The sequence below is a fragment of the Nonlabens agnitus genome (assembly GCF_002994045.1).
GTDB classification, from domain to species: Bacteria; Bacteroidota; Bacteroidia; order Flavobacteriales; family Flavobacteriaceae; genus Nonlabens; species Nonlabens agnitus.
On the sequence record NZ_MQUC01000003.1, the window covers coordinates 1,130,094 to 1,155,152 of the forward strand.

Consider the following 25,059-nt stretch of genomic DNA (forward strand, 5'->3'; position numbering starts at 1 on the left):
GTTTAAGCTATTATATTTATGAAAATTTTTTTGAGTGAAAAGTTTCTTGATAGGCTTATTGGTTTTTCTATTCTATGCCGCTTTGTGCGTAGTGCTCCTATCTTATGCCATGGATACTTATTCCATAAAGGAGAACTCTCCTGAAATCGTTGGAGAGAATGAAATTGATCCAAAAACGATCGATGATCTTTCCTATGAAGATTCAACCGATCTAGGCTCATCAGTAACCAGTGAATTGGACGAGGTAAACAATGATTCTATCAATAATTCCCTACAGAATTCTGATAATGTCGATGCTGATGGTCTCACTGATTCTGATGCAGAAACTGATGGCGCATCAATCGAAAATATAAATCGTCCAGCGATTCCTTTTAATGTAGTACTGCCTAATGGCACGCAGTTAATTCAGTGCAACTCTTTTTCAGTTGTTTTTCAAGATCAAGTTCGGGTGAAAATCCCTTATGCCTGCAGGGATTACGGTATAAGCATCAACTCTTTTTTAGACAAAAATCCTCAATCTATTCTTAGAATCACTGGTTATACTGATCCTAACGAATCGCCCAATACAGGAATTGGAAGAGCTGAATATCTAAAAAAACTATTGACCAATACAGGAATTCCAGCAGACAGAATTATTGCAACTTCTGCTGTAAATAACCTCAATTTTAGCTCTGGTTCTGCTAATGGCGGCGTTGCTATGGAAATCAATGGGTCATTTACTTCAAACCCATCGTCATCTCAAACAGCTGATAACGAATCAAACCCAGCGCTAGACAATCCAAAAGAGTCCACTACCGTCATCGCTTCAAAGAAATTTACTTCAGGCTTCCAGGAAAAATACTTTTACGGTGATCAAAAATTTACAGCATACGCAACTACCATCAAAAGCCTGCTAAATCAAAATCCATCTAGCAAAGTTTACGCATACAGTTATACGGATAGCGAAGGCGATAGTAAGGATAACTTTGCTATTTCAAGGGACAATGCCAGCACTGTTAGAAAAATCCTCTTACAAAGTGGTATACCATCCAACCGCATTCAGTCTGTGGCTCGCGGTGAGCAAAATGCTGGTGGATCAGGAAGCAACTTGTGCATAATACTAGTAATCAAATAATAGCTATGATGGAAGATATTCTAACCAATTGGACTTTCTATGCAATTCTAGTGGTCATGCTTTTTGGTGCCTTTATCATTGGCTATTTTTTCGGGAATTCATCTAATAAAACCGTGGTAGTAAAAACAGAGAAGGTTGTTGTACCTCTCGCCAGTTCCACACCAAAGCCAGCAGAACAAGATGCTAATGAAGATAAACAGGATAAAAAGCGCATTGAAATAGACGAATTAAGCCGTCCTGGACCTATTAGAGCCCTAAAGACCAGAGAACGTTCTGGATCCTTGAGCAATGATGCAAAGATGTCTTTAGCTGAAGAGAAGTTAGATTTTGAATCCATTGGCCGTGGCGATCGCCATAACAAAGATGATTTTCAAAAGATCATTGGTATTGGTCCCTTTATAGAAGAAAAGCTCAATTCCATCGGGATCTATAATTTCAGTCAGTTAGCTAATATGTCTGATAAAGACATGGAAGCCATCACCGCACTAATTGATTTCTTTCCAGGGCGTATCCATAGAGATGACTGGAAAGGTCAAGCCAAGAAATTGACTGAAAAAGAAAATCAGGCATAAAAGCTTAAAGCTCTCATGCCTGATTCACAAAATACTGATAACTTCTTTTCTTTACTGGTTGCCTAAGATGATCGGTAAACCACTATCACCAGAACCTACGACTACCACTTTGGCATTAGGTGATTCGGCTAATTTAAGAGTCGCCTCTATACCTTTTTCCGTCAAAATTTTGTCTGTAAGTGATGCGCTTAAGATTTGATTGGCCACCGCTTTACCTTCCGCATCGATTTTTTGACGCTCGGCTTCTTTGGTTGCTTTAGTAAGACGGAACTCATATTCCAAAGATTCCTGTTCTTGACGCAATTTACGCTCGATCGCTTCCTTGATTTTTTCGGGCAGCGTTACATCCTTTACAAGCACTCTGTTGACTTGCACATATTGAGATTCCAACTCTTTACGGACTTCATCTAGAATTTCTGCTTGTATCACATCACGTTTGCTGGAATACAATTGCTCTGGAGTATAACGTCCCACAACACTACGAGCTGCAGCACTAATCGCAGGAGAAAGAATCTCGTTGACATAATCTCTTCCTTTTTCTTTATAGAGATAAGGTAACTTGTCATATTCAGGTTGATACCATACGGTGGCATCTACTGAAACCTCTAGTCCATTCACAGATAAAACGTTCATTCTGTCACTAATGGACAATTGACGTACTGGAAAGATGATCATATCATTCCATGGAGCTATGATTTGAAAACCTTCGCCATAGGTGTTTTCTAATTCAACTCCATCACTCAATTTAAAAAGAACACCAGCTTGACCTGCGTCAATAACGACGGCACTTTTGATTAAAACTATAATAAATAAAACGACTCCAATAATGATAAATATTGCAGCTCTAGGTAATCTCTCCATTTGTAATTTTTTAAATTAATCCGTTATATTTTCTTAGGAACCATTCCGCAGAAAGTAATAGTAATATGATAGCCAGTAGGATTTTCCAGTCAATTAGTGACTCATAGGTAACTTCACTTCTTTCCACATCCTGCAGCAAGGTATCACTTAATAACTTGGTCTTGAGTTTATCTATTTCCTTTCCGTAAAAAACTTGATCATCTGTGGCAATAGACTGTAAAGATGAATAGTCTGCATTGACAAATTGTTGCTCAATATTAAATTCCAAAATTGAAAAGGCACCTGATCGGCTCAAATTTTCCCCAGCAGCATTCACACTAAAGCTGTAATCTCCTGCTGGTAAACCGCTCAAATCTACCTGATAGGAATTTCCAGAAAGCACAAAAGGACGTACCAGTTGGTCCTGTGAAGCATCATTTGTGATGGTCATATTAAGAACACCATCAGTAATAAACTCATAATTTTTATTCAAATACTGCGCAGAAATTAAGATGCGTTCATTTTCAAAATAAAAAGTCTTGGAATCCACATCCAATCGATCTCTTTTCTTGTTGCTGGCGAGAAATTGGATTTGGGAATTGATGAGATCATCAAAATTTCTGAAATCCTTTTCCGCTAGGTAACTCTGGGCTCTCCATCGCCACAGGCCACTTCCCGTAAAAACGGCATGTTTACCAGTTGCGTTTTCATAGGTAAACCACAACGGTTGGTCTGTAGTGACTGATCCTATTTGTTTATACATCAAAACACTCAATGATTCTCTAGGAATGATTTGACCAAATGGTGACGTCACTGGTGGATAATCTTCAAAATCAAAGGATTCTAGATTAAAATTGGTATACGCCTCATTCAAAATAGGCTGTACGTCATCACTTTGTGGGTAATTCTCAATTTGAAATGCTTCGGATGTACTGTTTAGAAAACCTAGATTAGGCTTGGGTCCTAAAATGAGCCATGTGTTTTTTTGCAAGTTGTTTATAGTAGAGTTCGCTTTCGCGAAAGCGGAATCCATACCATACAAAATCACAAGGTTGTAGTCATTGATATCATAGGAGTCTGATGTCTTCTTGATCTCAACGGTACGTTGCCTGTTGGACTCGATGGCCTTTTTGAGCGCAGCGATATCTGGATGGACGATATTGCTTAAAATCAATATTTTAGACTGCTGATCAATGACTTCTACAGCAAAATCACGTCTATTGTTTGTTATATTTTTCTCTTGGGTTATGGGATCCAACTGTGCAACCATTTTTTGCAGACCGATGGCTGTACTTTTGAGCTGTACATTGATGATGGCAGAAGATTTTTCGGAATCAAAACTTAGTTTCTCCTGATATAACGTGGCGTTATTATTGACGATCCTAAAAGTGGTCGTTACCGGATCGTCACCCGTATAGCTCACCAAAATTTCTACGGGATACTCGTTATTGAGATAACTGTATCGATTCACGTTTACCTGATTGATTCTAAGGTCTGGATATCTCGTGGTGTCGCCGTAAACGACTGGATATACGTGTGATTTAGAATCAATTTTACTATATCGATAGTTGGAACCCAGAGTTTGGTTACCATCAGTCATCAACACAATGGCCTTGTTTCTATTTCTAAAAAGCTGTTGTGGTTGCTCCACAGCCGCAGAAATATCACTCGCAACTCCTTTAAAATTCAAGGAATCTGACAAAGAAATCCCATCAGAAAACTTGTAGGGAATAATTTCAAATTTGTTCTTCAATTCTGGATCTGTCAGTAATTGTTCAATGTCAGCAGCTAATTGTTCATCAGATTCCAGATTTACAATCGACTGACTATTGTCTGCCATCAAAACCAGTTGCGGTTTGATGGTTTGATAGGAAGTGCTTTCAAACTTAGGACTGATAAAAAGCAACAAGATGCAAAAAACCGTTGCTGCCCTTAAAATGGCAAACAACGGTTTTCTATTCTTTTTACTACTGGAAAACAAATAATCATACTGAATCAGTGCAATAAGAACTGCAGCAATTGCCGCAATAAACAACCAGATCCAGACCATCATATTTGTTATGTCAACATGCCGCCATCCACGTGCAAGGTTTGTCCCGTCACGTAAGCGCTAAGCTCACTGGCTAGAAACACACAGGCATTTGCTACATCTTCTGGTGTTCCACCACGTTTGAGCGGTATGGCTTCTCTCCAGCTTTTGACTGTATCTTCATTAAGTGCGCCAGTCATCTCAGTTTCTATGAACCCAGGAGCAATAGCATTACATCTAATATTTCTAGAACCCAATTCAAGAGCCACTGACTTCGTGAATCCTATGATACCGGCTTTACTTGCTGCATAATTGGTTTGACCAGCATTACCCTTAACACCTACCACACTACTCATGTTGATGATGCTACCGTGACGTTGTTTGAGCATGGTGCGCTGCACCGCTTTAGTCATATTAAAAACGGACTTCAAGTTGACCTCGATCACTTTATCAAAATCTTCCTCACTAATGCGCATCAAGAGATTGTCTTTAGTGATTCCAGCATTATTGATCAACACATCGATGGAGTCAAAATCTTTAGCTACTTGATCAATCAGGTCTTGAGATTCTTTAAAGTCTGCAGCATTGCTTTTGTAAGCCTTTGCCTTGACGCCCAATCCCTGAAGTTCTTTTTCCAATTCTAACGCTGGAGCTTCTGAGCTGCTGTAGGTAAAGGCGACGTTTGCGCCATGGTTAGCAAAAACCCTAGCGATACCACTACCTATTCCTCGGCTTGCACCGGTTATAATGACATTTTTACCTTCTAGTAATTTCATCTAGTCTGTTACTATTTTAGTTCTATATTCTTCTTTCAATAATCCTTCTCTCTCATACCATTCCTTGAGACCCATATATTTTGTTCTGGAACCTTTGATGGCAAAATTGTCAATTTTGTCTTGTTTGGTTCTCAAAACAAAGGCTGCTGCGATGATTTTCTTACGAATCTTATCAAATTGCGTAGGCTCAATATTTTTGATGGCAATAGCATGACTCGTCATATCGTCATAAGACAATGGTGTACGAGTTGCTTTAAGTCGAGAAAGTATAAATTTCCCCCAAATGGATTTACGTCCTGGCTTTTTCTTGTACTTACGTTTAGGTTTGTCTGCAGTTTCTTCTCGCCTACCACGATCATTTTGTGGTGACACATCTTCTGCTGAAGATTTAGACTGAGATTCAACAACTCCTGTATCCACACCAGACAATTCTTCTAGGATGGATTTTAACTCTGCAAGTTTTTCCAAAGTTTGTGAATACTCTTGCTGGTAATGCAGTTTCATCTTGACCGCAATTTCCTCACTAATTTTATAGTTAGACATAAAGGGGAATTTTAATGGTTGGCTACATTTAGCAAAGGATTACTTAGAAAGTACCTCTGCTACTTTTTTGCCTATTTCTGCTGGAGAATCTACTACGTGAATACCACATTCTCTCATAATTTTCTTTTTAGCTTGAGCGGTATCTTCAGAACCACCAACGATCGCACCAGCATGACCCATGGTTCTACCAGCAGGCGCCGTTTCTCCAGCGATAAAACCTATAACTGGTTTTTTGTTGCCGTTTTCTTTGATCCATTTTGCAGCATCTGCTTCCAATTGACCACCTATCTCACCTATCATAACGATAGCTTCGGTTTCTGGGTCGTTCATGAACAGCTCGACAGCTTCTTTGGTAGTCGTACCTATGATAGGGTCACCACCTATTCCTATCGCGGTAGAGATTCCGTATCCTTGTTTTACTACTTGGTCAGAAGCCTCATATGTTAGCGTTCCAGATTTAGAAACGATACCAACTTTACCTTTTTTAAATACAAAACCTGGCATGATACCAACTTTTGCTTCACCTGGAGTGATCACACCTGGACAGTTAGGACCTACAAGACGGCAATCTTTATTTTTGATATAGTCAGCCGCTTTTACCATGTCTGCCACTGGAATACCTTCAGTAATAGCGATGATTACTTTGATACCTGCATCAGCAGCTTCCATGATCGCATCTGCAGCAAATGCTGGCGGGACAAAAATGATGGTCACATCTGCACCTGCTTTTTCCACAGCTTCTTGTACGGTATTGAAAACAGGCTTGTCTAAATGTGTTTGTCCACCTTTTCCAGGCGTTACACCACCTACGACGTTAGTTCCATACTGGATCATCTGACCTGCGTGGAATGTTCCTTCACTACCCGTGAATCCTTGAACAATTATTTTAGAATCCTTGTTTACTAAAACGCTCATTTATATGTTTTTTGAGTTGAGTATTATTATTTAATTAAATAGCTGGGTGACTGGTTTGATGGCAAGTTTTCAACTTTCCATCTTCAATCTTCCAGATGCTTATAAAATATCCTATGGGAACTTCTTCACCAGGATTTTCAATAGTTCTTGTATATAATGTGTACCGCACGGCAACTTCATCCTTCTCACTTAAAATATGGCTCACATCATATCTCAAACTTTCATAAGATAATGATGCAGACTCAATTAATTCCCAATAACTAGTGAAATCATAGACGTTGTAGCCTGTACTGGAATGCCAGTACACCTGTAGATCACTGTGAATATATTGCTCGTAAACTTCCTTTTGTTTGAAGGCGTCTGATTCAAAGAACGAGGTTACTAACTTTTTTGCCGCTGCTGACATCTTATTTGTTATTTTTCATAAAGTTAGGCAGCATACGAACAGCAGCCAACTCTTTAAACTTTTCTTTGGAATTTCCTGCTGGACTACCAAAAACACTACTTCCCGAAGGGACATCCTTGGAAATACCGCTTTGGGCAAAAACCTCTGCTCCTTTACCTATCGTTACATCGCTGCGAACACCGGCTTGACCCCATAATTTAGCATCATCTTCAATAACCACGCAACCCGATATACCCACCTGACTGGCGATCAAGACATGTTTACCTAAAACAGTATCGTGACCTATATGAACTTGATTGTCGATTTTTGAACCATAACCTATCGTCGTATCACCGCTTACGCCGCGATCAATGGTACAAAGTGCCCCTATTTCCACATTGTCCTCTATAATAACACGACCGTTGCTTAATAGCTTGTCGTATCCATCTGGTCGTCTTTTGTAGTAAAACGCATCAGTACCAATGACGGTTCCAGAATGTATGATCACATTATCACCAATTATACAATCGTTATTGATGGAGACATTGCTATGAATGACACAGTTATCGCCTATTTCAACGCCATCTGCAATGAAGACGTTAGGTTGCACGATACTATTTTTACCAATTTTGTAGGCTGGTTGGTTCGCTTTCGCGAAAGCGATAAAAGGTCTAAATTTCTTAGTAAGCACATTGAAATCCCGAAATGGGTCATCTGATATAAGCAGCGCCTTGCCTTCCGGACAGTCTACTTTTTTATTGATCAAAATGATGGTAGCGGCACTGTTTAGGGCTTTATCGTAATATTTGGGATGGTCCACAAAAACAATGTCGCCTGGAGTCACCACATGAATTTCATTCATGCCAGTCACAGGAAAATCTGGAGCACCCACAAAATCGCATCCCAAAATGGATGCTATTTCGCTTAATGTGTATGTAGTTGAGAACTTCAATTATTGCTTCATGCGCTCCTGGTACGAGCCTTTCTCTGTATCAATACGGATGATGTCACCTTCATTGATAAACAAAGGTACGTTTACCGTTGCACCAGTCTCTACAGTAGCTGGTTTTGTAGCATTTGTCGCCGTGTTACCCTTAAGCCCAGGCTCTGTAGCCGTTACTTCAAGCACTACGTATTGAGGCATGTCTACGGAAAGTGGCGAGTTATCCTCTGTATTGATCTGGATCGTCACATTCTCACCTTCTTTCAAAAGCTCTGGTGTATCCAGAGAGCTCTCCAACAATCTGATTTGTGAATAATCGTCTGTATTCATGAAATGATAGAATTCACCATCATTGTAGAGATATTGAAATTTTTGGGACTCGACTCTAATGTCTTCAATTTTGTGTCCAGCAGAAAAAGTATTGTCCAGCACTTTTCCTGACGTCACGCTTTTAAGCTTGGTTCTCACGAATGCCGGTCCTTTACCTGGCTTCACGTGAAGAAACTCTATGATTTTATAAATGTCGTTGTTGTACCTAATGCACAATCCTTTTCTAATGTCGCTTGTTGATGCCATATGTTAGTTACTACCGACGTATCCTCTCATGATACCTCGTTTTGAGTTCTTAATAAATTCTAATATTTCGTCACGTTCTGTGGTTGCACTCATTTCTGCCTCGATGATCTCTACCGCTTGGGTTACATTGTAGTTTTTTTGATACAGTATTCTGAAAATATCTTGTATCTCACGAATTTTTTCCAATTCAAATCCACGGCGGCGCAAACCTACACTATTGATCCCAACGTAGCTCAAAGGTTCACGGCCAGCTTTTACAAATGGAGGAACATCCTTACGAACCAAGGATCCACCCGTTACAAATGCATGACTACCTACTTGACAAAATTGCTGTACAGCAGCCATTCCAGCTAGCACCACATAATCACCTACCGTAATATGCCCAGCGAGCGTGCTGTTGTTTGAAAAAATGCAATTGTCACCAACGATACAATCGTGCGCAATATGGCAATAGGCCATGATCCAGCAGTTTTTACCGATGATGGTTTTCATCCTATCAGAAGTACCTCTATTAATGGTGACGCATTCCCTTATAGTAGTCCCATCACCTATGATGGTCTGTGTATCCTCATCGTCAAACTTCTTGTCTTGAGGGATGGCAGATATCACTGCTCCAGGGAAAATACTGACGTTCTTTCCTATACGAGCGCCTTCCATAATGGTCACATTGGAACCAATCCACGAACCTTCACCAATGATAACATCATTGTGAATGGTAGTGAAAGGTTCTATCACGACATTTTTGGCAATTTTAGCTCCTGGATGTACGTATGCTAAGGGTTGGTTCATTATTTGACTTTAGAGATTTGGGCCATGAGTTCAGCCTCTGCACATAATACTCCATTTGCATAAGCATAGGCTTGCATGTGAGCGATTCCTCTACGAATGGGGCTTATGAGCTCTGCTTTAAAAATTAGTGTATCACCCGGAGAAACCTTTCTTTTGAATTTTACATTATCCATTTTCATGAAAAACGTGAGGTAATTCTCAGGATCAGGTACGGTACTCAAGACTAAAATACCACCATTTTGTGCCATAGCCTCAACAATGAGAACACCTGGCATTACTGGTTGTCCTGGAAAATGACCTACAAAAAACGGCTCGTTCATAGTGACATTTTTCAAGCCTATAACTTCAGTATCAGTCAACTTGAAAATTTTATCTACTAAAAGGAATGGAGGTCTGTGTGGCAGAACTTCCATAATTCTCACTGTATCCATCAATGGTTCCTGATGAATATCTACTTGAGGGACATTGTCCCTGATTTCTTTTTTGATAAGCTTGGAAAGTTTTTTAGCGAACTGTGTATTTATAAAATGACCAGGTTTAGTAGCGATAACCTTACCTCGTATTCTATAACCTACCAATGCCAAGTCGCCTATAACATCCAACAACTTATGTCTAGCGGCCTCATTTGGATGATGTAATGTCAAGTTATCCAAGATCCCATTAGGCTTAACCGATATGTTATCCTTGTTGAATGCTTTCTTGAGATTGTCCATGGTTTTTTGAGACAATTCCTTATCGACATATACGATCGCATTATTGAGGTCGCCACCTTGGATCAGGCCGTGCTCCAATAGCATTTCAATCTCATGTAAGAAACTGAAGGTTCTCGAACTCGCAATATCATCTTTAAAATTGGAGATCTTTTGTAAGGTGGCATTTTGGGTTCCCAAAACTTTAGTCCCAAAATCGACCATGGTAGTGATTTGATAAGAATCGGCTGGCATGAGAAGAATCTCGCTACCTGTTTCTTCATCTTTGTAAGAGATCACCTCTTTAACCACAAACTCTTTACGCATCACGTCAAGCTCTACTTTTCCAGCTTTTTCTAATGCTTCCACGAAAAATTTTGAAGAACCATCCATAATAGGTGGCTCGGAGCTATCAATTTCTATCAAGCAATTGTCAATTTCCAATCCTACAAGAGCTGCAAGTACATGCTCGCACGTATTGATCTGCACACCATTTTTATCCAGCGTTGTCCCTCTTTTTGTATCGGTAACATAATTAGCAAGAGCTTCAATGATAGGTTGTCCTTCTAAATCAATTCTTTGAAAGGCATAACCATGATCTGCTGGTGCAGGTTTAAAATTAAGTTTTACGGATTTTCCCGTATGCAGGCCTACGCCACTAAGCGACACCTCTTTTTCAATGGTAGTTTGCTTAAATTCTGTTGCCGTCATTTATGCGTGATTTTTCTCTAACTGTGTAATTCTCTTTTCTAGTTTCGGGAGGTTTTTGAAATTGACATAAGATCTATTCCAGTCTCCATATTCAAACGCAGGTGATCCTTGAATGTTGGAACCTGATTTGATGTTTTTACCTATTCCTGATTGGGCTTGTATACCTACATTATCACCTATAGTAAGGTGACCGGCAATTCCTACTTGTCCACCTATTCTACAATTCTTGCCTATTTTACTGCTGCCCGCGATTCCAGTTTGCGATGCAATAACGGTGTTCTCACCAATCTCTACGTTATGCGCCACCTGAATCTGGTTATCCAACTTCACACCTTTCCTTATAACCGTACTACCTAAGGTAGCTCTATCGATAGTTGTTAAAGCACCAATGTCAACATTGTCTTCAATGATGACATTGCCTATCTGTGGAACTTTGGAATAACTTCCATCCTCATTGGGTGAAAATCCAAAACCGTCTGCACCTATGACACAACCAGAGTTAATTATCACCTGATTCCCTATGATAGACTCAGACATAATTTTTGCACCAGAGTAAATCACGCAATTGTCACCTATACTTACATTTTCTGAGATGTGAACGTTAGAAAATATCTTTACGTTTTTACCAATTTTCACATTCTCAGCTATGTAGCTAAATGCGCCCAAGTAGAAACCATCAAGATGACTGGCGCTATCATGTATAAAGCTAGGCTGCTCAATACCATTTTTATTGAGTTTTGCAGCTTGGTAAAATTCCAGTAATTTTGAAAAAGCTTTGTAGGAATCCTTAACTCTTATAAGAGTTGATGAAACTTCATTTTCTGCTTGAAAATCTTGATTTACTATCACTGCAGAAGCCTTAGTAGAGTATAGATACGAGTTATACTTAGGATTTGACAAAAAGCTTAAGCTACCCGCAGATCCTTCTTCTATTTTTGACAATTTGTGAACCTCAATATTTGGGTCACCATCTACGGTGCCCTCGAGGATATCAGCAATTTGTTGCGCTTTGAATTTCATTCCAGCAAAAATACTAATTTAAATCAATCTTGAATCTTTGGATAGCAATAGTAATATTTGGTCACTACTTTGGTTAAGGCCTCAAAACTCTGCTCGTTAGTAGCGTCAGTTAATTCCTCTAACTTTCCTTTTTTGTTGAGGATTAGAATAGGATTCGCTTTCGCGTAAGCGGAAACACTAATAGTCCCATTAAATATGAAATAGCCAGCCTCTTCACTCGTGAGGTTGTAGGATTTTTTGAGCTTCTCGATTTTACTTTTCAATTTGTTGGTGGAGACAGGCTTATCGACAATCTTGATTTTCAACAACTGCCTATTGATGATCATTTTGCATAACTCGCTAAGAACGAAATCTGAAGAACTCATGTTTATTTTGAGTAACTGGATGACGTCGCTGTCATCAATCATGGCAAAAGCTTCCAGTAAGTCTTTAGTAGCATTGGTGTCATTTTTCAAAAAATAACGAAGGGTTTGTGGTATTTCTACAACGACATCTCGCTGTATGAGTTCTGCAATGCGCTTGAAGACACTTTGAAGCAGGTGTTCTGCGCCTATGCCTGTCTTGTGCAGGTAGACTTGCCAGTACATCAATCTGCGATTGGATAAAAAACTCTCTACACTGTACAGTGCTTTTTCCTCCACCACCAGTCTATCGTCCTTGACATTGAGCATGGCAATAAGTCGCTGGCTATTGATATTACCTTCTGCAACACCCGTATAAAAGCTGTCCCTTCTCAAATAATCCAGCCGGTCCATATCCAGCTGACTCGATACCAATTCTAGCATGAATGGCCTGTCGTACTCACCTTTGAATATTTGGATGGCAGTGGTTAAACTTCCGTTAAACTGACGGTTGAGATCCTCCATAAAAAGCAACGATAACTCCTCATGATGTCTTCCAGGTACGATCAAATTCTCCAACGCGTGGGAAAATGGACCATGACCTAAATCGTGCAATAATATGGCTTTATATAATGCGTTTTCTTCTACTTCACTGATGCTAACCGACTTTGATCTAAGCACTTGAACCGCTTTTTGCATAAGATGCATACAACCTATTGCATGGTGAAATCTAGTATGGTTGGCTCCAGGATATACCAGATAACTTAGACCCATCTGGGTAATGCGACGCAGCCTTTGAAAGTAAGGGTGCTCAATTAACTCAAATATCTCGTTGTTGGGGACGGAAATAAATCCATAGATAGGATCGTTTAATATTTTAAGTTTGTTCTGCTGTTTCAATAGATGCAAGCGTTTCAACAAATATACAGATATGACGACGATCAAAATACTATGGGTAGATGACGAGGTAGATCTTTTAAAACCTCACATCATATTTCTTAAAAACAAAGGATATGAAGTGGATACAAGAGTATCTGGAACTGAGGCACTGGAAGCTATTGAAGAAGAATTGTATGACATTGTCCTTCTAGACGAGAATATGCCAGGATTGACCGGTCTTGAAACCTTGCACGAGATCAAAGAAAAACAAGCCAATCTTCCCGTGATCATGATCACTAAAAGCGAAGAAGAATACATTATGGAAGAGGCCATAGGTTCCAAGATTGCTGATTACCTTATTAAACCCGTGAACCCAAACCAGATCCTATTATCTCTAAAAAAGAATTTGGACCACTCTAGATTGGTCAATGCAAAGACCACGTCAGATTACCAGCGCGAATTTCGCAAGATCGCTATGGATTTGTCGATGATCAATAGCTATGAAGAGTGGACGCAAATGTATCAGCGATTGCTTTTTTGGGAACTCGAACTCGAGAATGTAGACGATTCAGGGATGTTTGAGATCCTAACAGCTCAAAAGACAGAAGCCAATCAACAGTTTTGCAAATTTATTGACAAAAACTACAAGCAATGGTTTGAAGATGAAGAGGACGCGCCGGTTTTAAGCCATCAACTCTTTAAAAAAAGAGTTGTTCCTCTATTACAGGAAAAAGAACCAGTTCTGTTTGTGGTCGTAGATAACATGAGGTATGATCAATTCAAGATGTTTGAGAATATCATCAACAATAATTATAAAAAAGTCCAGGAGGAAACTTACTGCTCCATCCTTCCTACGGCGACTCAATACGCTCGCAACGCCATATTTTCTGGATTAATGCCTGCGGACATGGAAAAGAGGCATCCCAACTATTGGCTTAACGATACAGACGATGGTGGGAAAAATATGCATGAAAACGATTTTCTTGAAGCACAACTCAAGCGATTGGGTCTTAACATTAAGCATCAATACCATAAGATCACTAATGAACAAAATGGACGCAAACTAGCCGAAAGCTTCAAAACTCAAAAAGATAACGACCTAACGGTCATCGTATATAATTTTGTCGACATGCTTTCCCACTCAAAAACAGAGATGGAAGTAATTAAGGATCTCGCCAGTACAGATAAGTCCTATCGATCACTTACTGTGAGCTGGTTCAAGAATTCGCCATTACTAGAGATGATCCAGCGTGGTGCAGAGTTGGGAATGAAACTCGTACTAACCACAGATCACGGTACTATCAATGTCACCACGCCCAGCAAAGTCATAGGCGATAAAAACACAAGTCTCAATTTAAGGTATAAAACCGGTCGCAGTTTATCTTATGAAGATAAGGATGTGATAGCAGCAACAGACCCATCAACCATAGGTCTCCCTAAAATTAATATGAGCAGCAGCTTCATATTTGCAAAAGGTGACCTATTCTTTGCCTATCCCAACAATTACAACCATTATGTAAGTTATTATAGGAACACGTATCAGCATGGTGGAGTTTCCCTTGAAGAGATGTTGATACCCTTTGCCGTCTTCAATCCTCGATAAATGGAATACCAACTTAAAGACATCGATAAGGCTGCCTCTCATATTATCGCTTCTGCGAAAAGTGATAACCTCCTATTTGAAGCTCCCATGGGATCTGGTAAGACCACTCTAATTACAGCGATCTGTAAACAACTAGGCGTGACCGAAGCCATTTCTTCTCCTACCTATAATATAGTCAATGAGTATAGTGGGACGGACAAAGACATCTATCACTTTGACCTGTACAGAATCAATACTATCGACGAACTACACGATATTGGTGTCGAGGAATATTTTGATTCAACTTCCTTGAGACTGATTGAATGGCCATCTCTAATTGTTCCAATTATTTCTGATTTCCAGTTTGTTAAAATTAAAATAATTGACAGCACATCGAGAATTGTAAATATCAGCGATGTAGTTCGTCGATAAAGTTTATTACCATTTATTAATATTAAAACTGAAACAATTAATAAAAAACGCTCTCTAAGCGACATATCTATCATTTCGACGATTATACGTTCATAGCAGTAAAAAAAGGAGGTTTCAACCCTAGTTTTATATCACTTATTTACTTAAACCCTTTTTTTAATTACTTAAACCAAATATCATGAACAACAAATCACTCAAAGCAATCGCCCTAGTTTCACTTTTTGCTGTATCTTTAGCTGCAACTGCAGCGACATCTTTCGCTCCTGAAGACATAAATGCAAAAGAAATCGATAAAAGCTGGATCAAATTACCTACTCACGGGTAGTATAGTTGCGGTCATTTTGGCCACTACTCCATACTTTTTTTATACTTATGAAGTTGTCCCTGACGGTATGGTTTGGGACACTTTTTTGTTTACATATACTTCAAATCATTATGAACATGCGGTTCTCTCTGTCTGGACCATTTTTGGAAAGTTTATACCTTTCTATTTATTGATGATATGGTTTTTAACTTGTAAACATTGGTGGTATCATTGTATTCTTATACCTACGGCGATGTATGGTTATCAATTAATTCAGGCATTGAATGATGATGTCAAATTTATGGATAAGGGCGAAGAGCTAGGTTTTATAGTTCCTGTTGTAGTTGCTTGTTTATCTATGTCTTATCTTGCTAGGACAAAGGTCTTTGATAAAGTTCACGGCATCGATATTTCAGAAATTGAAAACTACGTCAAGAAACCTAGCGATAGATTTTTCAAGTAATTATTCTAACTTGCTGACTGCATAAAACGTGTTATGAGTCACATTCTCAATCCATTTACTAAAGATCAGTTGATTCCTCAAGAGGAACGTCTAGAGATTCAACGCACTAAAAAGGAGCTTTTTATTGGGATTCCCAAAGAAGACCAACAGGTTGAAAAACGAATTTGCCTCACGCCAGACGCGGTTGCGGCACTCACGGCACATGGACATCGCATCATCATTGAAAAAGGAGCTGGTTTAGGAAGCAGCTTTACTGATAACGAATATCTAAATTCTGGTGCAGAGCTTACTTCAGACACTAAAAAAGTCTTCTCCTGCCCTACTATTCTAAAGGTGGCACCACCTTCAATGGAGGAAATCAAAATGATCAAACCTCAAACCGTTTTGATCAGCGCTCTTCAGCTTAAAACAAGAAATAAAGAGTATTTTGAAAAACTTGCTGCCAAAAAAATAACCGCACTTGCGTTTGAATTTATTCAAGATGATGATGGTCACTATATAGCAACTGCGGCTTTAAGCGAAATTTCAGGTGTAGCTTCTGTTCTTATCGCCTCAGAATTATTGAGTAGCGGCCCTAATCGTACTGGGCAATTGTTCGGTAATATTACAGGAGTACCACCAGTTGATGTGGTAATCATGGGTGCAGGAACCGTAGGCGAGTTTGCCATAAGAACTGCCTTGGGTCTTGGGGCCAATGTAAAAGTCTTTGACAACTCTATTTCTAACTTAAGAAAAGTCAAAGACAACGTTAGCCAATCCATTTTTACAAGTACTCTTCAACCCAAATATCTCTCCAAAGCTTTGCGACGTTGTGATGTGGTCATAGCAGCACTGTCAGGGAAAAACCGCGCACCTGTGGTAGTATCCCAAACCATGGTAGAGAACATGAAAATTGGTTCTGTCATTATTGATGTAAGTATTGACATGGGCGGTTGTTTTGAGACGAGCGAACTCACAACGCATGAAAATCCAACTTTTGTAAAGTACGGCGTGACGCATTATTGCGTTCCCAATTTGCCATCACGATATTCTAAAACCGCATCCATCTCATTGAGCAACATTTTTACTCCTTATATATTAAATATCGCAGATGATGGCGGTATTGAACATTCCATAAGAATGGATAAAGGACTTAAAAATGGTATTTACATGTATCATGGTATTAATACCAACAAATCAGTTGGTGAGTGGTATAACTTACCTTGTAGCGATGTAAATTTGCTTATCTTTTAAGCAAACTTCATGAATTTTATCAAACGTCTAGGTTTTTACATGGGCGGTTTTGCCATAGGCCTCGTATTTCTTGTATTCTTTTTAAGCGGTAAACGTGCGCAGTGCAACTGGTTTCCAGAAGATCGGGTCATTGCAGATATTAATAAAAAGAATTCAGTAAGATTCTCACCAGAATTTAGAGAACTGCTGGCTAATAAAGAGATTGACACCACCAGCGTCATCATGATCCTCAAATATGGCGATGTTGATTTCTCAAAATCCAATACAGACACTATTCCATGTAATCGTTATTACATCAATGGCCGCCAAGAGTTGGCCAAAACTGCCTTGATCGTCACCAATTGCGATCGTTATGTACGCGTTGAGAAACTGGTTATAGAAAAGGATTAGATACCGCGTCGTTTGATCTCTTTATTGATCAAATTCAGTTCACGTCCTACCTGACCAGCCACCGAAGTATTTTCTTGGGCACGTCTTATCAAATAAGGCATCACATCATTAATGGGTCCAAAAGGCAATATCTTGAATACATTATGATCTGCTTCAGCTAGATTGAATGTGAGATTGTCACTCATACCGTACAATTGACCAAACCAAACATCGCCACTTCTAGGATCCACTCCTTTTTCTTTCATGAACTCCATAGCCGCAAGCGTGCTCTCTTCATTATGAGTTCCCAGACATAATTTGATGGTATCTAAATGATCAAGAATAAAGTTCATCACATCGTTGAACATTTGATCAGTAGCGGCTTTGTCCTTACAGATAGGTGATGGATAATTGAGCTCTTCTGCTCGCTCTCGTTCCTTTTCCATGTAGGCACCACGCACGATCTTTGCTCCAGCAATAAAATTATTCGCCTTGGCATTTTGATAAAGGTTTTCAATGTATTGCAAACGGTCCCAACGGTAACATTGTACCGTATTGTAGATATATGCTTTATCCTTGTTGTAACTCTGCATCATGTCTCTAACCAAGGCGTCTGCTGCATCTTGCATCCAGCTTTCTTCGCCATCAAATAAGAGCATCACTTCACTATCTACGGCCGTTTTGCAAAGTAGGTCAACTCTATTCACGATTCGTTCCCATTCCAGCTGTTCTGGTGCAGTGAGTTCCTTACCTTCTGACACTTTTTGCCAGATGTAAAATCTTCCAAGTCCCGTAGGTTTGACCACTTCAAAGGGTAATGCCTCATTAACAGCCGCTGCGTGAATCAAGGTAAGCTTCTTACCTACAACGCTATCAAAGTCGGCTTCATTTTCTTTTCCTTCTACAGAATAATCCAGAATGGAACTTACGCCTTTAGTGTACATATTCTCAACAATAGGCATACACTCATCTTCAGTAGTGCCGCCACAAAATTGGTCAAATATGGTATTTCTAATCAGTCCTTTGATGGGCAAACCTAGTTTCAATCCGGTCATGGTCAGTTTTGACCCTAGATTGACCAGCCACTGCTGTCCCATCATGGAAAATATAAATCGCGACTTTTTCAAATCAGCATTGGACTTGAGTGCAAAAGCCGTCTTAGTATCCTCAAAAAATTGCTTATTCATGCCGCAAATATAAACGGGAAATACAGCTCGTTTATCATAGAGTTGGTACTTTTGAAGCTATTTAAGTTCTCATTAAGACTTGTAGTTCAATGGTCGTGGATTGTGACGCTTTCGCGAAAGCGAACTCCTCAATAATCCCATTGCAACCTATCGAGTTTTGGAAAGAGAGCCATCATAACATGACCCGCAAATGACCTCAATTATCAATGAATCCTATGCCATACACTTTGGCGAGGAATGTTATGTACAACTCAATACGTACGTGACCAAAAAGTTGCCCAGCATCATTATTGTGTTGGTCGACGAGAATACCATGCAGTATTGTTACGCACCATTTATTGCAAAACTTGAAACGGTCGCTCCTATCGAGGTGATTGAAATTGAAGCTGGTGAAGAGTTCAAGAATATTGACACATGCACTGGTGTGTGGAGCGCGCTCATTGAACTGGGCTGTGATCGCAACAGTCTTTTTATAAGTCTGGGCGGCGGCGTGGTGACTGATCTAGGTGGTTTTGTGGCTTGTACCATCAAACGCGGTATTGACTTCATTCACGTTCCTACAAGCTTGCTGGCGATGGTGGACGCATCCGTTGGTGGGAAAAATGGTGTGGATTTGGGGAATTTGAAAAATCAGATAGGTGTGATACAACCACCAGTAATGACACTGGTGGATCCAACTTTTCTAGAAACCTTACCTCAAAAACAATTACGCAACGGTAGCTTTGAAATGTTTAAGCATGGCTTGATTGCAGATCGTGTGTATTGGGAAAATATGCTGGCGATTGATTTTGATTACAGCGACGAGACTTTTGAATCCTTGATCTATCAATCCATCATTATTAAAAATGATGTGGTACAAAGCGATCCCTATGAAAAGGATGCCCGTAAATCACTCAATTATGGACACACTGTGGGCCACGCAATTGAATCCTTTTGCATGGCAAGTGACGATCACGAAGATTTACTCCACGGTGAGGCGATCGCCGCAGGAATAATGGTTGAATCCTACTTGAGTACGCTTAACACTGGATTGTCTGCGGCAGATTTCAATCAGATTGACTCCTTTTACCAAAGTCTGAACTTGGAATTATCCTTCGCCGATAAAGAAATAGACCAAATTATCAGCCTCATGGCACATGACAAAAAGAACGTCAATGGCGAGGTCAGATTTGTACTTCTCAATGCCATAGGACAATACAAAACCGATTGTGTGGTCTCTGTAGATCAAATACGTAATGGATTTAAATTATACCTGAAATAAATAAACTGGAACATTTTTATTGTCCGTACTAAGATATTTTTATACTTTCCCAAAAAATTGAAACACCTGCTCCTATGAGAAATGTCATCGTAGATTATAAAAAATTGACACCTGATGTATTGCAACTTTTAGTAGATCGCTATCCAGACGGATATGGCGATGACGATGTCATCAGTTTTAAAAACCATAAAAACGAAACCATCCACGCCGTAGAGGTAAAAACGGAAGACACAAAATACTTAGTGAAAATCTCTCAAAAACTGGAGATGCAAATGGAAGCTTTTGACGTTGACGATTATGACGATGCAGAAATGAATGATCCAGATGCACTACCAGAAATGGATCCAAATGCAGAGGCTGAGGACATTGCAGACGAAGAACCTGAAGATGACGAAGACTAAATTGTTGATTTTATCATAAAACAAAAAACCATCCTCGCGGATGGTTTTTTTATTTGGAAAAGTTCGCAATACTTATGCGAGTACTGCTTGAACTTTATCTGCTGCTTCTTTGAATTCGATAGCGCTCTGCACGTCCATGCCGCTGTTATCGATCAAGTCTTTTGCGATTTCGGCATTTGTTCCTTGTAGTCTTACGATCAATGGGACATTCATCGCGTCGCCCATACTTTTCTTAGCATCGATAATTCCTTGCGCCACACGGTCACAGCGTACGATACCACCAAAGATGTTGACTAGAATAGCTTTCACACCTTTGTCTTTCAAGATAATTTTGAAGGCCTCTTCTACTCTTTTTGCATCTGCTGTACCACCTACATCTAGGAAGTTAGCTGGTTCACCACCAGATTGCTTGATCAAGTCCATGGTTGCCATAGCAAGTCCAGCTCCATTTACCATACAACCTACGTTACCGTCTAGGTCAACATAGTTCAATCCTACTTCACGTGCTTCCACCTCAGTTGGGTTTTCTTCACGTATATCTCTCATCGCTTCAAGATCCTTGTGACGGAACAATGCATTCTCATCCAAAGTAATTTTACAATCCACAGCGATAATTCTCTCATCACTGGCTTTCAATACTGGGTTGATCTCAAACAAAGCACTGTCAGACCCTACGTATGCGTTGTAAAGCTTCGCCACAAATTTGGTCATTTCTTTAAATGCCTTACCGCTCAAACCTAAATTGAAGGCGATGCGTCTGGCTTGAAAACCTTGTAGGCCGTGAGCCGGATCAATAATTTCAGTGAAGATCAGGTGCGGAGTCTCCTCTGCAACGGTCTCGATATCCATACCACCTTCGGTAGAATACATGATCATGTTTTTCCCTTGCGCACGATCCAAGAGTACAGACATGTAGAATTCCTCTACTTCTACCTCGCCTGGCTCGTAGACATCCTCTGCGATAAGCACTTGGTGTACACGTTTCCCTTCTGCAGAAGTTTGTGGTGTTACCAGGTCCATTCCTATAATCTCTCCAGAGATTTTCTTCACATCGTCAAGGCTTTTGGCAAGTTTTACGCCACCACCTTTACCACGTCCACCAGCATGTACTTGTGCCTTGATAACGTGCCATCCAGTTCCTGTTTCGTCGGTCAGTTCTTTTGCCGCTTGAACCGCTTCTTCTGGAGTGGTTGCGATTTTACCTCTTTGTACGGTAACTCCATAACTGGCTAAAATCTCTTTTCCTTGATATTCGTGAAGATTCATATGTGTTTTTTAAGTTTTGTAATAGGCTAGCAAAAATAACAAAGCAAGTCTCTAAATGGAAATTATTGATCCTAATAATACGTTAGGGGATTTTGAGATAGGTTTGTCGAGAATAATGAATTCAAGTTGCCCTTCACTTGACAAAGCAACGTTTGATTTATTGGAGTGATTAACGTGGGAAATATAGGATTGATTTCTTCGAGACGAAATCGCTCGTTCTCGACTATCGCTCGAACCGGCTTTCTTTTTGCTTTAGTTTCATCTTTGTAAACCAATATCGAGCGACAGTCGAGATGTGGTTGAATGTTATACGTTTTTCCGAGAGTTATTTCTTCACCACGGCTGCTCGAACCCACTTCATTAAGAAATCAAACTGCCGATCAAACAACATCGAGCGACAGTCGAGATATAGTTGGTGTTCCACTGCCGGTTTCTAAAATATTCCTTTTCTCGACACTTCGACCGGCTCAGAGTGACGCTGTCGCTCAAAATGGGAATCAATAGCTTTGGATTTTCATTATTGACCAGACAGCTCTAAGACAGGAATCGTAGCAAGCAGATGTTGAAACCTTTCGGCAAGCTTAGGGCAAGCAAGTTCCGAATGACAATGACAAATTCAACATTCTCCAATCATTACTCCATATCGCGTTAGGGATTGAAGTGGAAAGCCCGCAGCGATAGCGAGGACTTGTAGCGTAAAGCCCGACCATCGTGGCAGCGATGGGAACGCCCAGATAAAATAAATGAGCATTATAATCAAAACAAATACTGCTATGTGATGTAAAACTTAAAATGTTTTGCCATAAAGCCGATTATGTGGCGTCTCCATCCTATTTTTGTTAGCTTAATTAAAATTTAATCGCATAACTAATGAATGCAAAAGATCTATTACATGTAGCGCAGGAACACGGTAGTCCTGTCTATGTCTATGATGCAGACACGATTGTGTCGCAGTATGAACGTTTGACGTCCGCTTTCGCGAAAGTGGAAAACCTTAGAATTCACTACGCTGTTAAGGCGTTGTCAAACATCTCGATCTTAAAGCTTTTTAAACAGTTAGGCGCCGGACTCGATACCGTGAGTTCACAGGAAGTACAGTTGGGAATCGCTGCTGGCGTGGACCCATCAAAGATTATCTACACGCCGAATGGCGTCTCTCTCGAAGAAATCGAGAAGGTGGCCAGTATGGGCGTGCAAATCAACATTGACAACCTATCGATTCTGGAACAATTTGGTGCGAAGCATCCCAAAGTTCCTGTTTGTGTGCGCATCAACCCACACGTGATGGCTGGTGGTAATGCTAACATAAGTGTAGGTCACATTGATTCAAAATTTGGTATTTCCATTCACCAGATACCGCATTTGTTGCGCATTGTAGAGAACACAGGAATGACCGTTAACGGTGTGCATATGCATACGGGTAGCGACATTCTGGACATAGGCGTATTCTTGTATGCCACCGAAATCCTTTTTGAAACGGCGGCCAAGTTCAAGGATTTGGAATTTATCGATTTTGGCTCTGGATTTAAGGTGCCTTATAAAGAAGGCGATGTATCTACAGACATTGAGGATCTAGGCGAGCAGTTATCGGGCAGATTCAATGAATTCTGCAAGTCCTATGGTAAAGATATCGCGCTGGCGTTTGAACCTGGAAAGTTTTTGGTTTCTGAAGCTGGACACTTTTTGGCTCAAGTCAATGTGATCAAGCAGACGACCAGCACGGTTTTCGCTGGTGTGGATTCTGGTTTTAATCACTTGATAAGACCTATGTTGTATGGTTCCTACCACGGCATCAAAAACATCTCTAATCCTGAAGGTAAAAATCGTTTCTACAGTGTGGTAGGTTATATATGTGAGACAGACACGTTTGCACAAAACCGTCAGATTAGTGAGATTAGTGAAGGTGATATTCTGGCATTCTCTAATGCTGGTGCCTACTGCTACTCTATGGCAAGCAACTACAACTCACGTTACCGTCCAGCAGAAGTGCTATGGCACAACGGCCAGGCGCACCTCATACGCGAGCGTGAAACCATGGAAGATATCTTAAAAAATCAGGTAGAAGTAGAATTAGAATTGAATTCTGATCTGGTTGAAGCTTAGTGATTTAAGATTGGCGATTGTAGATTTGTCATGCTAAACTCGTTTCAGCATCTCTATTTTTGTCATGCTGAACTCACTTGCCCTGAGCTTGTCGAAGGGTTTCAGCATCTACATTATAACTAGTGAATGATTGTAAAACTCTCGATCCTTAGTCGGATTGGGAGTTTTTCTTTAAAAATAATTTTCAACTATTCTTCACGCGCACTAATTAAGTAGGTGATTGTTATTTACCATAAACAAACTTTCTAAACATATCCTCTTGTAAGGATGAAAGGATTATACTAACTTAATGGAGTAATCCCATTGACTTTAAGTTTCTTATGGAAATAGCCGTATTCAGCACCAAGCCCTATGATCAAGCCTATTTTGAAAAGTATGCCCAAGATCAAGCCCATGAATTTTCATTTTTTGAAACGTCGCTCAATAGGCATACTGCAAATCTTACTATAGATTTTGATGCGGTGGTTGTTTTTGTAAACGATAGTGTTGACAAGGCAACCATTGAAATTCTTTCTACAAATGGCATTCAACTTATTGCGCTGCGCTGTGCTGGGTTCAACAATGTTGATGTAGAAGCCGCCCAAAAGAAAAACATCAAAATCGTACGGGTTCCTGCCTACTCACCAGAAGCCGTAGCAGAACACGCAGTGGCTTTGATCTTAACGCTTAATAGAAAAACACATAAAGCCTACAATCGGGTACGTGAAGGGAACTTTTCCCTTAATGGTTTAATGGGTTTTAATCTGCACGGTAAAACTGTAGGCGTTATAGGAACAGGAACCATTGGTGCCACTTTTTGCCGCGTTATGAAAGGATTTGGGTGCAATCTTGTTGCTTTTGATGTACAGGAATCTGCAGAACTTAAAGAGCTGGGCGTAACATTTTTGTCTTTAAACGAGGTATTCAAACAAGCAGACATCATATCGCTGCATTGTCCACTCAATGAACAGACGCAACATTTGATCAACAAAAAATCCATTGCGATGATGAAAGATGGCGTCATGATTATCAACACAAGCCGTGGCGCATTGGTCGATACAGAAGATGCCATAAACGGACTGTCCAGTAAGAAAATAGGCTATTTGGGAATTGACGTCTATGAACAGGAAGAAAACTTGTTCTATCAGGATTTATCAGAAAGTATCATTCAAGATGATTTGCTGTTACGCCTCAACAGTTTCCCTAACGTTTTGATCACCTCACATCAGGCCTATTTTACTAAAGAAGCCATGAAAGAAATAACTACGACCACTCTGGTAAATATCGATGCCTTTTCCAAAGGTCAAGAATTAGAAAACGAAGTGAAATAAAAAATATAATCACTTAACTCCTTTTT

At 39.9% G+C, this 25,059-nt stretch carries 25 protein-coding genes; 11 read left to right on the forward strand and 14 right to left on the reverse strand.

What is annotated here, in order from left to right; genetic code table 11:
- Window positions 1-34 precede the first annotated feature (34 nt).
- Complete coding sequence (locus tag BST86_RS05205; protein WP_146126715.1) at window positions 35-1,114, forward strand: OmpA family protein; 1,080 nt, start codon at window positions 35-37, stop codon at window positions 1,112-1,114.
- A gap of 5 nt (window positions 1,115-1,119) precedes the next feature.
- Entirely contained in the window at window positions 1,120-1,686 is a 567-nt protein-coding gene (locus BST86_RS05210; protein WP_146126716.1) for a hypothetical protein, read from the forward strand.
- A 51-nt stretch (window positions 1,687-1,737) separates the two neighbouring features.
- On the opposite strand, the gene BST86_RS05215 is transcribed toward BST86_RS05210, so the two are convergent.
- Genes BST86_RS05215 through BST86_RS05270 form a run of 12 tightly spaced genes read right to left on the reverse strand, consistent with a single transcriptional unit; the run spans window position 1,738 to window position 13,143 of the window.
- Window positions 1,738-2,547 carry a prohibitin family protein gene (locus BST86_RS05215; RefSeq protein WP_055412805.1) on the reverse strand — a complete coding sequence of 270 codons (810 nt, stop codon included), beginning with the start codon at window positions 2,545-2,547 and terminating at the stop codon, window positions 1,738-1,740.
- Window positions 2,548-2,557: 10 nt separating this feature from the next.
- Window positions 2,558-4,579: a hypothetical protein gene (locus BST86_RS05220; protein ID WP_242446467.1), complete on the reverse strand. Its 2,022-nt coding sequence runs from the start codon at window positions 4,577-4,579 to the stop codon at window positions 2,558-2,560.
- Between the two features lie 5 nt (window positions 4,580-4,584).
- Window positions 4,585-5,331: a 3-oxoacyl-[acyl-carrier-protein] reductase gene (fabG, locus tag BST86_RS05225; protein WP_105982353.1), complete on the reverse strand. Its 747-nt coding sequence runs from the start codon at window positions 5,329-5,331 to the stop codon at window positions 4,585-4,587.
- Entirely contained in the window at window positions 5,332-5,874 is a 543-nt protein-coding gene (locus BST86_RS05230; protein ID WP_105982354.1) for a hypothetical protein, read from the reverse strand.
- Window positions 5,875-5,913: 39 nt separating this feature from the next.
- On the reverse strand, window positions 5,914-6,789 hold the full coding sequence (gene sucD, locus BST86_RS05235; protein ID WP_105982355.1) for a succinate--CoA ligase subunit alpha: 876 nt from the start codon (window positions 6,787-6,789) through the stop codon (window positions 5,914-5,916).
- A 34-nt stretch (window positions 6,790-6,823) separates the two neighbouring features.
- Entirely contained in the window at window positions 6,824-7,195 is a 372-nt protein-coding gene (locus BST86_RS05240) for a nuclear transport factor 2 family protein (RefSeq protein ID WP_055412809.1), read from the reverse strand.
- A 1-nt stretch (window position 7,196) separates the two neighbouring features.
- Window positions 7,197-8,126 carry a UDP-3-O-(3-hydroxymyristoyl)glucosamine N-acyltransferase gene (locus BST86_RS05245; RefSeq protein WP_105982356.1) on the reverse strand — a complete coding sequence of 310 codons (930 nt, stop codon included), beginning with the start codon at window positions 8,124-8,126 and terminating at the stop codon, window positions 7,197-7,199.
- Window positions 8,127-8,693 (reverse strand): elongation factor P, encoded by a 567-nt coding sequence (efp, locus tag BST86_RS05250; RefSeq protein ID WP_055412811.1) that lies wholly within the window; start codon window positions 8,691-8,693, stop codon window positions 8,127-8,129. It abuts the gene before it with no gap.
- Between the two features lie 3 nt (window positions 8,694-8,696).
- The gene (gene lpxA, locus BST86_RS05255; protein ID WP_055412812.1) at window positions 8,697-9,482 is read right to left on the reverse strand and encodes an acyl-ACP--UDP-N-acetylglucosamine O-acyltransferase; all 786 of its coding nucleotides are present in this window, start codon (window positions 9,480-9,482) and stop codon (window positions 8,697-8,699) included.
- Window positions 9,482-10,882, reverse strand: a complete 1,401-nt coding sequence (locus BST86_RS05260; protein ID WP_105982357.1) for a bifunctional UDP-3-O-[3-hydroxymyristoyl] N-acetylglucosamine deacetylase/3-hydroxyacyl-ACP dehydratase — start codon at window positions 10,880-10,882, stop codon at window positions 9,482-9,484. Before BST86_RS05260 ends, lpxA begins: the two co-directional genes overlap by 1 nt.
- Complete coding sequence (gene lpxD, locus BST86_RS05265) at window positions 10,883-11,902, reverse strand: UDP-3-O-(3-hydroxymyristoyl)glucosamine N-acyltransferase (RefSeq protein WP_105982358.1); 1,020 nt, start codon at window positions 11,900-11,902, stop codon at window positions 10,883-10,885. It lies immediately after the preceding gene.
- A 23-nt stretch (window positions 11,903-11,925) separates the two neighbouring features.
- Window positions 11,926-13,143 carry an HD domain-containing protein gene (locus BST86_RS05270; protein ID WP_105983950.1) on the reverse strand — a complete coding sequence of 406 codons (1,218 nt, stop codon included), beginning with the start codon at window positions 13,141-13,143 and terminating at the stop codon, window positions 11,926-11,928.
- Between the two features lie 31 nt (window positions 13,144-13,174).
- Between BST86_RS05270 and porX the strand changes: the two genes are divergently transcribed.
- The 5 genes from porX (at window position 13,175) to BST86_RS05295 (ending at window position 17,526) form a co-directional block, all read left to right on the forward strand.
- Window positions 13,175-14,725: a T9SS response regulator signal transducer PorX gene (gene porX / locus BST86_RS05275; RefSeq protein WP_105982359.1), complete on the forward strand. Its 1,551-nt coding sequence runs from the start codon at window positions 13,175-13,177 to the stop codon at window positions 14,723-14,725.
- Window positions 14,726-15,136 carry a tRNA (adenosine(37)-N6)-threonylcarbamoyltransferase complex ATPase subunit type 1 TsaE gene (gene tsaE, locus BST86_RS05280; protein WP_105982360.1) on the forward strand — a complete coding sequence of 137 codons (411 nt, stop codon included), beginning with the start codon at window positions 14,726-14,728 and terminating at the stop codon, window positions 15,134-15,136.
- 275 nt (window positions 15,137-15,411) lie between these two features.
- Window positions 15,412-15,903, forward strand: coding sequence for a hypothetical protein (locus BST86_RS05285; protein WP_105982361.1), 492 nt, complete (start codon window positions 15,412-15,414; stop codon window positions 15,901-15,903).
- A 33-nt stretch (window positions 15,904-15,936) separates the two neighbouring features.
- Entirely contained in the window at window positions 15,937-17,136 is a 1,200-nt protein-coding gene (locus BST86_RS05290; RefSeq protein ID WP_055412818.1) for an alanine dehydrogenase, read from the forward strand.
- Window positions 17,137-17,145: 9 nt separating this feature from the next.
- On the forward strand, window positions 17,146-17,526 hold the full coding sequence (locus BST86_RS05295) for a DUF4258 domain-containing protein (RefSeq protein ID WP_105982362.1): 381 nt from the start codon (window positions 17,146-17,148) through the stop codon (window positions 17,524-17,526).
- On the opposite strand, the gene BST86_RS05300 is transcribed toward BST86_RS05295, so the two are convergent.
- Window positions 17,523-18,692 (reverse strand): proline dehydrogenase family protein, encoded by a 1,170-nt coding sequence (locus tag BST86_RS05300; protein ID WP_105982363.1) that lies wholly within the window; start codon window positions 18,690-18,692, stop codon window positions 17,523-17,525. The two genes, BST86_RS05295 and BST86_RS05300, sit on opposite strands and share 4 nt — an antisense overlap.
- A 190-nt stretch (window positions 18,693-18,882) precedes the next feature.
- Here BST86_RS05300 and aroB point away from each other — a divergent pair, with 190 nt between their 5' ends.
- Window positions 18,883-19,953 carry a 3-dehydroquinate synthase gene (gene aroB / locus BST86_RS05305; RefSeq protein WP_105982364.1) on the forward strand — a complete coding sequence of 357 codons (1,071 nt, stop codon included), beginning with the start codon at window positions 18,883-18,885 and terminating at the stop codon, window positions 19,951-19,953.
- Window positions 19,954-20,027: 74 nt separating this feature from the next.
- Window positions 20,028-20,354: a hypothetical protein gene (locus BST86_RS05310; RefSeq protein ID WP_105982365.1), complete on the forward strand. Its 327-nt coding sequence runs from the start codon at window positions 20,028-20,030 to the stop codon at window positions 20,352-20,354.
- Window positions 20,355-20,426: 72 nt separating this feature from the next.
- On the opposite strand, the gene sucC is transcribed toward BST86_RS05310, so the two are convergent.
- On the reverse strand, window positions 20,427-21,620 hold the full coding sequence (gene sucC, locus BST86_RS05315) for an ADP-forming succinate--CoA ligase subunit beta (protein ID WP_055412823.1): 1,194 nt from the start codon (window positions 21,618-21,620) through the stop codon (window positions 20,427-20,429).
- A gap of 870 nt (window positions 21,621-22,490) precedes the next feature.
- Between sucC and lysA the strand changes: the two genes are divergently transcribed.
- Together lysA and BST86_RS05325 are read left to right on the forward strand one after the other, a co-directional pair.
- Window positions 22,491-23,723: a diaminopimelate decarboxylase gene (gene lysA / locus BST86_RS05320; protein ID WP_105982366.1), complete on the forward strand. Its 1,233-nt coding sequence runs from the start codon at window positions 22,491-22,493 to the stop codon at window positions 23,721-23,723.
- 320 nt (window positions 23,724-24,043) lie between these two features.
- Window positions 24,044-25,033 (forward strand): 2-hydroxyacid dehydrogenase, encoded by a 990-nt coding sequence (locus tag BST86_RS05325; RefSeq protein ID WP_105982367.1) that lies wholly within the window; start codon window positions 24,044-24,046, stop codon window positions 25,031-25,033.
- Window positions 25,034-25,059: the final 26 nt, after the last annotated feature.